The 7,061-nt window shown below is 45.9% G+C and carries 6 protein-coding genes; all 6 read right to left on the bottom strand.

The genetic code is table 11. The features are described from left to right. Nucleotides 1–156 precede the first annotated feature (156 nt). The 6 genes from NFR28_RS08750 to NFR28_RS08900 all read right to left on the bottom strand — a co-directional run bounded on the left by NFR28_RS08750 (nucleotide 157) and on the right by NFR28_RS08900 (nucleotide 6,773). Complete coding sequence (locus NFR28_RS08750; RefSeq protein WP_251179430.1) at nucleotides 157–399, bottom strand: hypothetical protein; 243 nt, start codon at nucleotides 397–399, stop codon at nucleotides 157–159. Next, the gene (locus tag NFR28_RS08895) at nucleotides 357–1,391 is read right to left on the bottom strand and encodes a CAP domain-containing protein (RefSeq protein ID WP_275556986.1); all 1,035 of its coding nucleotides are present in this window, start codon (nucleotides 1,389–1,391) and stop codon (nucleotides 357–359) included. Before NFR28_RS08895 ends, NFR28_RS08750 begins: the two co-directional genes overlap by 43 nt. 96 nt (nucleotides 1,392–1,487) lie before the next feature. Further along, entirely contained in the window at nucleotides 1,488–2,195 is a 708-nt protein-coding gene (locus NFR28_RS08770; RefSeq protein WP_251179431.1) for a hypothetical protein, read from the bottom strand. 13 nt (nucleotides 2,196–2,208) lie between these two features. Beyond that, entirely contained in the window at nucleotides 2,209–3,684 is a 1,476-nt protein-coding gene (locus NFR28_RS08775; protein WP_251179432.1) for an alginate O-acetyltransferase AlgX-related protein, read from the bottom strand. 2 nt (nucleotides 3,685–3,686) lie between these two features. Next, nucleotides 3,687–5,072: an MBOAT family O-acyltransferase gene (locus NFR28_RS08780; RefSeq protein WP_251179433.1), complete on the bottom strand. Its 1,386-nt coding sequence runs from the start codon at nucleotides 5,070–5,072 to the stop codon at nucleotides 3,687–3,689. A gap of 18 nt (nucleotides 5,073–5,090) precedes the next feature. After that, nucleotides 5,091–6,773 (bottom strand): transglutaminase domain-containing protein, encoded by a 1,683-nt coding sequence (locus tag NFR28_RS08900; protein WP_275556987.1) that lies wholly within the window; start codon nucleotides 6,771–6,773, stop codon nucleotides 5,091–5,093. Nucleotides 6,774–7,061 lie beyond the last annotated feature (288 nt).

The following is a 7,061-nucleotide window of genomic DNA, read 5'->3' on the forward strand; positions in this document are numbered from 1 at the left end:
CCCAAGCAATACCGCTTACACCGCAAACCAAAACAGTTGATACGGCAAGTGCAGATAAAGCTCGTCTCCCTCTCCATCCCATGAGCTCAATACCTTCCCTTAAACTCAATCAGCGCCTTTCTCTTAATAGAAAAGCGCTGATTGCATGTGTTCTATTTAACGGCGTATCCAAGCTCCATTTCCGCCGACGTAATAACGACCCCCATCAACCCAGGTATTGGTGGCCATTACACCATTCGAGCCAACCCAATAAGTTCCAGATATCCACTTACTAGACTGCATCACGCCCGAGGAGTTAAGGTAATACCACTTGCCGCCAACTTGAGCCCAACCAGTTGCCATAGCACCCGATGATTTCAGGAAGTACCAACTGCCACCAATTTTTGCCAGCCAGTACACATGACACCTGACGAGTTAAGGTAATACCAACTACCGCTTACCTTTGCCCAACCAGTAGCCATAACACCAGACGAGTTGAGATAGTACCACTTGCCACCAACTTGAGCCCAACCAGTAAGCATTGCGCCTGAAGAGTTTAAGTAATACCAAGTGCTATTGATCTTCAACCAACCCGTCACCATGGCGCCCGATGAATTGAGGTAGTACCAAGAGCCTCCAATCTTAGCCCAACCAGTAAGCATCCAGCCTGATGCGTCGAAGTAATACCACTTATTGTCAATCTGCTTCCATCCGCGCGCATATGAGCCGTTTGAATATGCGTACCACCAGCGATTCTCGGATTTCTTCCACGTACCATTCACCTTCTGAGACTGTGTTGGTGTTTGAGTCTGAGAAGGCTTTGTGGTTGTTGATGGCTTGGTAGTTGCCGAAGGCTTGCTGGTTGTTGTTCCATCCTTCGGCGCAGTCACTGAAAAGAGCTGTACCCAATAAGTGTTATTACCCTTCGTAAAACACCCCACACCAATGTACTTAAAGTCTTTGCTTAAGATGTTGTCGCGATGCGTCTGAGAATTCATCCAGCTAGCAACAACTTGAGCAGGAGTTAATTGGCCTTTCGCAATGTTTTCGCCGTTGCAGCGTTCTTCGTTAATAGTCCACCATTGCGACCCATCGGGACGCTTATGATCAAATACCACGGCACACTCAGTTGCACGCATCATGGCGTTTTCGTTCAGCTCTGAGTCAGCCTTAAGCGCCGGCAAACCAGCTTTGGCACGTTCTTGATTCACAATTGTTATAACTTGATTTGCGTATGATGTATTACGCGTGCCTTCAACTTTGGTACCGCTCTCAGTTGTGTAGGTAGCTTGTGGCACAATCTGTGCATCATCGGCATATGCTGGTGCAGCAGATACACCAACACACAACGCAGCAGCAACCAATACGCCTGCAAAACCTGCACAGGCGCTCAAATGCTTTGGTTTTCTCATGAGACCCCCAATAATACCGTTTGTAAAACCAACATTCGTAAACCAAAAGTGTATCAAAAGCGCTATCTCTCCTATAGCGAATTCTGACGAAAGCTTTTAGCGAAGCACAACGCCGCCTTCAATGCAGCCATCTTCGGCCTGCTGCGGATTGTCGGGAGGAGTTTCATTGTACACTTCCACTACAGAACTCTCGCCTTGCTCGGGAGGAACTGTTGATTGATCCGCCTGATTGGCTGCTGCTTGCGCAGCCGCGGCTTGCTCGGCAGCCTCCTGTTCAGCCTGTTCAATTAAAGCTAATTCAGCAGCTTCGGTATTCTCTGTTTTACCGTCAGTTGTGGTGTAAGCAACAAATGCAACACCATCATTGCTCTCAAATTCCATTGTTTCAAAATCTGCTAAAGCCAGATTGTGCAACTCATAGCTAGAACCGTCCTCGAGCACAACCAGAATGTCGTACATGATCTTATCGTCATTGTTTTTCGGCGTGAAATACAACTCTACCGTTTCGTCATCCGCAATCTCATCAGAAGACGTCAACATAGATGACGGAAACGAATCTTCACCAACCTCTTTGATGGAAAGTGCTTTAGCAGATGAACCCAGCTTGTTTGTCAGTAAAATCTTATATGCTTCATCAGATTGCTTGCCAACTGTCGCCATCTCTGGCTGGCTTTCTTGTTCTTGTACTGGCGCCTGCACACTGACATCCTCAGACTCCGCTGTAGAGGCGCCACAACCTACTAGAGCCGACACCATCAAAAGTGACAAACCACCCGTAACGAGAAATAATCGCAGATTATGCATTACTCATTCCCTCTCAATAGTCCAGGGACGCTACTTCACAAGACGAAGTTTCGCCCGCAACAACAACATGAATAACAAAAGAATCGTTGGGTATATCATCTGCAGCAATACGCGCCACATACCCATAATCAGTCTCCAAGGACCATCCGTCCTCGCCAACAACACTTTGTCGACAGGCTTCATAATAGCGCACTTGCCCATCATCTTGCTCTAGGCCAACGTAGATTGTCGAATTATTCGGAACATACATCTCGTCAAGCACACCAGACACTTTTACATACGGGCCATCGTTTTCTGCGGTAACCGTTGTGGTGGTATCAACCACATAATCGCACCTCACATTTTCTGCCGCCGGAGCGGGCATAATGGGAGGATTTGTAGCGAAGAAATCCAGATGGCGCTCTGCACGTTCAACAATCACCACATCAGCTTGTTGCTGGGCAATATCCACCGCGTTATATGGCACCAACTTCGTAAAAGAAGCTTGGCTAAACTGCGTAGCAAAGAACGGCAGCAACGCATTCCCAAACGAATCTCGATACATTACAAGCGATCCTTGCGCTTGGTCTGAGTGTGAGATTGTCGTGATGTCAGCGTCCTCTACACTCGTTGCTTCATTTGTATAACTAAACTGCTGTGCAGCTTCATACACTTCAACCGGCTCAGGTGTTCTTCCTACCAGATACAACATTGCCTCAAGGTCACCCACAAAACTATCATCCCACGTGACAGCAGCATTCAAATAATCATCGTGTTTTATGTCAAGCTCAGTTAAAGCAGCGTCATAAGCTCTTCGAGCACCTTCGGTATTCCAATGCGTGTCCGTTTTCATATACAACACGTGCTCATCTGAGCCCAGCAAATCAAACAAGTTCAGCGTATTAATACCATATGCATCAAACGCCGCTTGCATACGCTGCGCATTACTCTGCCCAACGCCAGCCAACTCATAATAGGGCATGTTTTGCGAATAGAGTGAGTTTTTATTAGGTGCCACCATCAGCAAAAACTGCGCACCTTGTTCAGTAGCATACGCTTGTAAAAGCGACATATTGTAGGCAGCGTTGTCAATTGCTCTGTCACTTAATGGACGAGTGCGCTGATAATCGGCCATGGTACCTGCATAATAAAGCCAGCCATTATTGCCCACAACCACCTGATCTGTTGGCGAAGTCTTAAACCCTTGCGCATACATATGAGCGTTCGTTGTGATTATTTGCTGACGGAAAGCGAAGTGGTCATCAAAATACGCACCCACCTCAGACAGATAGTTGACATTCACTTCCCCATCAACGCACAAACTCGGCCACGTCGCCAACTCTTGCAGTTCCGCTTCCTCTTGCTGCGGCGCCCATGGCATGCATAAAAATGGCAACGAAAGTGCCACCATTACCACAACCACAAAGAAAAGCGCACCCCAATTCTTTTGAGAAGAGGGCTCCTTTGCTTGCGCATCTTCGTGCTTAGTATGTTTCCCATGTATTTTCATAGCTAAAACCTAAAGTAGATAAAGGGGTTATAAGCACCGCTTGAGAGGCACAAAAAGCAAACCGCCAACAAGACCGCACTTACTGCATATGAAACATATTCCGTTTTTCGGGTAGCAAATTTCTGCGACACAATATCCGCAATGGGCATAGATGCCACAATCGCACAAACAAGCGACACCAAAAACACCGGCGTCAACTGGCGCATCAATACAACCATCGAAGCTTCTGTAAAATCCCACGCGCAAAACATTTGCGTAAACAGAGCACCTGCCTGACTCAATGAGTCCGCCCGAAAAATCACAAACGCCAAGCATACTACTAACAAGGTGTAAATATGACCAAGCGCGCGAGGCATGCGTTTTATGGGCACCACGCTCTCAAGCATCAAAAATGCGCCGTGAATCAGACCCCACACCACAAACGTCCAGGCAGCTCCATGCCACAAACCGCACAAGAAGAAAACGATCAGTTTGTTTATGGCAGTACGTGCCCTCCCTTTGCGATTGCCGCCCAAGGGAATATATAGGTACTGTTTAAACCATGTCGATAGAGAGATATGCCATCTTCGCCAAAACTCTTGTATAGATGTCGAAATATAGGGAAAGTTAAAGTTCTCCTTAAAATGAAATCCAAACATGCGTCCAAGGCCAATGGCCATATCAGAGTATCCAGAAAAGTCGAAATAGATCTGCATCAAATAGGCCAAAGCCGCCATCCAAGCAGCCAACGCATTCAAATCCGACGGAGCAACCGAATACCAATAATCAACAGCAACTGCCATGTTATTTGCAATGAGTACCTTTTTTGCCAAACCAATACAAAAACGGCGAAGGCCATATGCCATATCAGATACACTTGCATGTCTATCTGAAAGCTGCTGCGCTATGTCGTGATATTTCACAATAGGTCCGGCAATAAGCTGCGGAAAGAACGAAATATAAAGCAATACGTTGAGAAAGCTTTTTTGTGACGACACCTCGCCTCGATAGACATCAATCACATACGACATTGCCTGAAATGTGAAAAATGAAATACCAATAGGAAGAGGTAAATTCGTCAGCGGAAGATTGAGTCTTAAGAGCTCATTTGCGCATCCGATAAGCATATCCGCATACTTAAAGACTACCAAAAGCGCTAAATTAGCCACAATCGCGCAGGCAACAACCAGTCGCCTGCGCGTCGTTTTCGACAGTGCCACACCCGCAGCCCAGTTCGCTAGCGCACTGATAAGCATCAGTACAAAATAGACAGGTTCTCCAAACGAATAAAACACCACTGAAGCCACTAACAACAAGATGTTTTTAGCTTTAATGGAAGGCAGTATCTGATTTAGAGCAAAAACAACTGGAAAGAAGATGCACAAAAAGCTCAGCGAACTGAAGACCATTATTTGGTTCCTCTAATTCTACCAGCTGTGATAATAAGTTGGCGCATTCGCATATGTCACCATATACCAGTTGTGACCTGGCATTTCATGCGCTAAGTCAGGATCGCATATATACGTCGTCCCATTTATATACACTTCAACCCAACCGTGCGGAGCTTGTGCCACACGAGCACCCGGTACCCAGCCAGAAACCACATTTGCTTTATACCCAAGTCCACGTGCAATCCAGCAGAAAAGACCAGCGTAACGATAGCAATTACCACTACCATTCACATACATTTGTTTAGCATACCGAGCACCCCAATCCCCGGTAGGATATAAAGAGCCATTGCGGTAAGGGTATGAAACCGTATAAGCAAATGCACGTTGAAGCGCATCAGAGCCGCGACCAGTGCGTTTGTCTATGATAGTTTCAATTATATTATGAAGTTCTGTATCAGCCGACTCATTCATGCGACCAGAAGACTCAAAGTAATACCAGCGCTTATAGTACTCATCGTAATACCAGGTATTTGCTTTCATTGAACCGCCCTGGTTCATGAAGTACCATTTTCCATTTACCTTATGCCAACCGGTCTGCATAACTCCATTGTTGGCTAGCAAATACCATTTATTATTGTTCATCTGCCAACCAGTCAGCATATTTCCCGACTGCGAAAGCAGGTACCACTTATTGTCTAGTTGAATCCAGTTCGTCCGCATATGACCAGATGAGGGTTGCAAATAATACCATTTTCCACCAATGAGACCCCAACCCTCATGCATAATTCCATTGCTGCGCAAGAAGTACCAACAACTGCCAACCTTTTGCCAACCAGTTGACATTGCACCAGACGAATTCAGGTAATACCACTTGTTATCAACTTTAAGCCAGCCAGTTTTCATGCGACCAAGCTCATCAAAGTAATACCATTTATGATTGATGAATCGCCAGGTATCTGTAGTCAAAGACCCACCATAATTGACGTAATACCAGGTTTTACCAACCTTTTGCCATAACACGCCTTTAAGCATACTTCCGTCATCGCATAAGTAATAGCGCTTACCCTCAATGAGTTGATTACCCGTGAGCATGTGACCTTTATCACCAAGGTAATACCATGAGCCATTAGCTTTAACCCATTCATTTTCAGCATAGGCATTTGTATTCTTGAACCAATACCAAACGCCTTCAAACTTCATCCAACCAGGAGAAACAAAAACTTCGCCCGTATTCTTTCCTGTTTTATCAAAGTAGTACCACTTGCCATCAATCTTGGCATACTGCTGTACGTACTCAGGCTCTTTGGGCTCAGAGGGTGTCACAGGCTGCGAGGGAGTCTCAGGAGCTGGTTTCTCAGATGGGACCGTTTGATCCTCCGGTGTAGGGTCCTCAGGCGGCGCTACTGGCGCCTCAGGAGGCAATGCCTCTTCCGGATTAGATACCTGCTCAGTCTGAGATGAGTAATTCTGTGTGTCAGCCTGTTGCTGGGGTTCTGCGCTGACTTCAGCGCCTTTGTCATGGGTTACCGATTCCGAAGAACCCAACAACAACGTAGCTGCTCCCTCTTCAGATAGATCACCTGATACGGCTATTGTCTCTGGAGTTTGATCTTGAACAGTATCTGTTGTCTCAACATTCGCGTAAGCTACCGAGGAAATACCCAACACACACATAACTGCACAGGTAAATGGCAGCACAATAGCTTGTACTTTTCTCATGCTATACCCCCAAAAAGTGCTCAATGCCTCTCTTGTTATCACCACATGCTAGTTTAATACAAATGCCTTAAATCTTAAGACTTTTTAGAAAAAGAAGTGCGTATATTTCCCAGATCAAGAACTAAATAGCACTCACAAAGCAATGACTTTTAATGGCAATAAATGCATATCGTAAAAGAGCAAACTAAGAGTATGCAGCATCTTCCTAAATATAACAAAAGCGTCCTTTGTGAGCGCGACTTCCCGTCCTCCCACAGCCTGACGCTGTAGTACTTTAGGCGATGGCGG

Source organism: Adlercreutzia agrestimuris (genome assembly GCF_943193125.1).
Taxonomy (GTDB): Bacteria; Actinomycetota; Coriobacteriia; order Coriobacteriales; family Eggerthellaceae; genus Xiamenia; species Xiamenia agrestimuris.